Genomic DNA, 3,106 nt, shown 5'->3' with positions numbered 1-3,106 from the left:
TTCCTTGACTGGTGAGAGCAGCTATGCTACATTTTTACCTATGGTGCTGATTTGCGCCAGTGACCCGCCGCCCAGGCGGGTTTTTGCGTTTGATGTTCATCAACCAACGAAGGCCCCGAAGCGTCGTGGGCCGGATCGTTGCCCTGCCACGACTATCGCCGGGATTTTCACCACCCCCTCAGGCTGATAGGCTCGGCCAATCCCGGGAGGAGAGAGCGATGCCGGTCAATCTCGACGAGCTGAAGAATGCCAGCAATCTGCGCGGACGCGGAGCGCGAGCGGGCGGTGTCTTCGTCGCACCCGTCGATGGTAGGGCGCATGTCTCTGGCGAACGCAGCGTGCCGCTGCTCGACAAGACCATCCCCGCGCTGTTTTCCGAGACGGTCAGCAAATATGGCACGCTCGACGCCGCCGTCTTCGTCGACCAGAACAAGCGCTTCACCTGGAGCGAACTTTCGGACACGGTGGATGCGCTGGCCGCCGGCTTCCTGGCACTGGGCCTGGCAAAGGGCGATCGCGTCGGCATCTGGTCGCCCAACCGCTGGGAATGGCTGGTGACGCAGTTCGCCACCGCCCGCATCGGCCTGATCCTGGTCAACATCAACCCGGCCTACCGGTTGACCGAGCTCGACTATGCGCTGAACAAGGTCGGCTGCAAGGCGCTGGTCACCGCTGCCAGGTTCAAGACGTCAGATTATCTCGGCATGATCGAGACGCTGGCACCCGAGATCGCCAAGGCCACGCCGGGCAAGCTCAAGGCACAAAAACTGCCGGCGTTGAAGATCGTCATCCGCATGGGTGACGAGAACTCGCCCGGCATGTTCAATTTCGGTGATGTGCTGGCCATGGCCGGGCGTGACGAGCATGACAGCCTCGACCGCATCTCTGAGAAGCTGAAGCCGGGCGAAGCCATCAACATCCAGTTCACCTCAGGCACCACGGGAGCCCCCAAGGGCGCGACGCTGACCCACGGCAACATCGTCAACAACGGCAATTTCGTCACTTCGGCGATCAAGCTGACCGCCGACGACCGGCTCTGCATACCAGTGCCGCTCTACCACTGCTTCGGCATGTCGATGGGCACGATGGGTTGCGTCTCGAAAGGCGCCACCATGGTTTTCCCGGGAGAAGGGTTCGACGCCGGCGCCACGCTGAAGGCGGTGGCTCAGGAACGCTGCACCGGGCTCTATGGCGTACCGACCATGTTCGTTGCTCTGCTGGATCATCCGGATTTTTCCGCCTTCGATCTCTCCAGCCTGCGCACCGGCATCATGGCCGGTTCGCCATGCCCGATCGAGGTGATGAAAAAGGTGGTGTCGCTGATGCATATGGAACAGGTGACCATCGCCTACGGCATGACCGAGACCAGCCCGGTGTCGTTCCAGAGCGGCGTCGACGACCCCCTGGAAAAGCGCGTCTCGACCGTCGGGCGCATCCACCCCCATGTCGAGGTCAAGGCGGTCGATGCCGATGGCGCTACAGTTGCGGTCGGCGTACCGGGTGAGCTTTGCACGCGCGGCTATTCGGTGATGAAGGGTTACTGGGACGACGACGACAAGACCCGCGAGGCGATCGACGCCGACGGCTGGATGCACACCGGCGACCTCGCCACCATCGACGCCGAGGGCTATTGCAACATCGTCGGCCGGGTCAAGGACATGGTCATCCGCGGCGGCGAGAACGTCTATCCCAGGGAGGTCGAGGAATTCCTCTACCGCCATCCAAAGGTCAAGGAGGTGCAGGTGTTCGGTATTCCCGACGCCAAATATGGCGAGGAGCTGTGCGCCTGGATCGTGCTCAAGCCCGGCCAGATCGCCACCGAGCAGGAGGTCAGAAACTTCTGCGCCGGCCAGATCGCCCATTACAAGATCCCCCGCCACATCCGCTTCCGCACCGAATTGCCGATGACGGTGACCGGCAAGCCGCAGAAGTTCCTGATGCGCGAGGCGATGGTGGAGGAACTGGGCTTGGTGACGCAGAAGACGGCGTGAACGGGTGAACGCTTCGATCTGTCGGTGCGCGAATGCAGCCACGGTTCGCAGCAGCGCGCAGGGGCTTGCATGAGCGGTTTCGGACGTTCGGTGACTTCATATGCGATGCCGCTGGCCGCCTTGGTGATGGCTGTCGCCGTCAGGGCAGGCGGGCTGTCGGCGGACGAAGGTTCGCTGGGCGTCAGGATACTCGTCGGAGCGCTTTCGAGTGCGATCATGTTCACCACCATTTTCGTGGTGCTCGACCACGCCGAGGCGGTGGCTCGGCGTGTAGGAGAGCCCTACGGCACATTGGTGCTGACTTTTGCCGTGACGGCAATCGAGGTGTCGATCATCGTTTCCATGATGCTGCATGGAGAGAACAACCCTACGCTTGCACGTGAGTCCGTCTTTTCAACGGTGATGATTGCATCTACCGGCGTCGTCGGCACGTGTCTTGCGCTTGGCGGCTGGCGCCATCGCAAGCAGGCAATTGTTCGACAAGGGACCAGCGCATATTTGGCGGTTCTGATCGCGCTGACCATCATGACGCTTATTCTGCCGACCTACACACAAGCTACGGGGCCGGGCACATTTTCGGCAGCTCAACTTGGCTTTGTGAGCGTGCTTTCGGTGCTGCTTTATGCAAGTTTTGTGTTCGCGCAGACTGTCCGCCACCGAGAAGACTTTGTCGAAGGGCAGGCCCACGGCGTTTCGCTGCGGACTGCTCCTCACGAAAGCGTCTTTGCCAGCGCTCTGTTGCTGATGGCCGGCCTGATCGGCATTGTCATGCTCGCCGAGCAGGTCGCGGCAAGCGTCGAAGATACGCTCGTTGCCTACCAGGTGACCCAGGCTGACAGTATTGTGGGGGCAATGATCGCCGGGCTGGTGTTGATGCCGGAGGCCATTTCGGCGGTTCGCGCTTCACTCAACAATGAGCTGCAACGCGGTTTGAATGTCGCGATGGGTTCCGCTTGCGCCACAATCGGTTTGACAATACCGGCGGTCGCAGCCGCCAGCCTGCTGACGGGCAGAGGGTTAACCCTGGGGCTTCCAGCGACTGACACAGTGCTTTTGATTTTAGCGCTCTTCATATGCAATGTGAGCTTTAGTACTGAAAGAACAACATTCTTGAC

At 61.0% G+C, this 3,106-nt stretch carries 3 protein-coding genes; all 3 read left to right on the top strand.

The genetic code is table 11. The annotated features are described in order from the left end of the window. A partial coding sequence (locus tag EN884_RS39115) for a hypothetical protein (protein WP_206617679.1) occupies window positions 1-187 on the top strand: 187 nt, incomplete at its 5' end. 31 nt (window positions 188-218) lie between these two features. Beyond that, window positions 219-1,991 (top strand): AMP-binding protein, encoded by a 1,773-nt coding sequence (locus tag EN884_RS30950; RefSeq protein ID WP_024502336.1) that lies wholly within the window; start codon window positions 219-221, stop codon window positions 1,989-1,991. A gap of 69 nt (window positions 1,992-2,060) precedes the next feature. Beyond that, window positions 2,061-3,106 (top strand): calcium:proton antiporter (locus EN884_RS30945; protein ID WP_128360937.1); only part of this gene is annotated, 1,046 nt, incomplete at its 3' end.

Origin of the sequence: Mesorhizobium sp. M7A.F.Ca.AU.001.01.1.1 (genome assembly GCF_004022735.1) — a bacterium.
GTDB classification, from domain to species: domain Bacteria; phylum Pseudomonadota; class Alphaproteobacteria; order Rhizobiales; family Rhizobiaceae; genus Mesorhizobium; species Mesorhizobium ciceri.
This window is presented reverse-complemented; position numbering and strand designations above follow the sequence as displayed.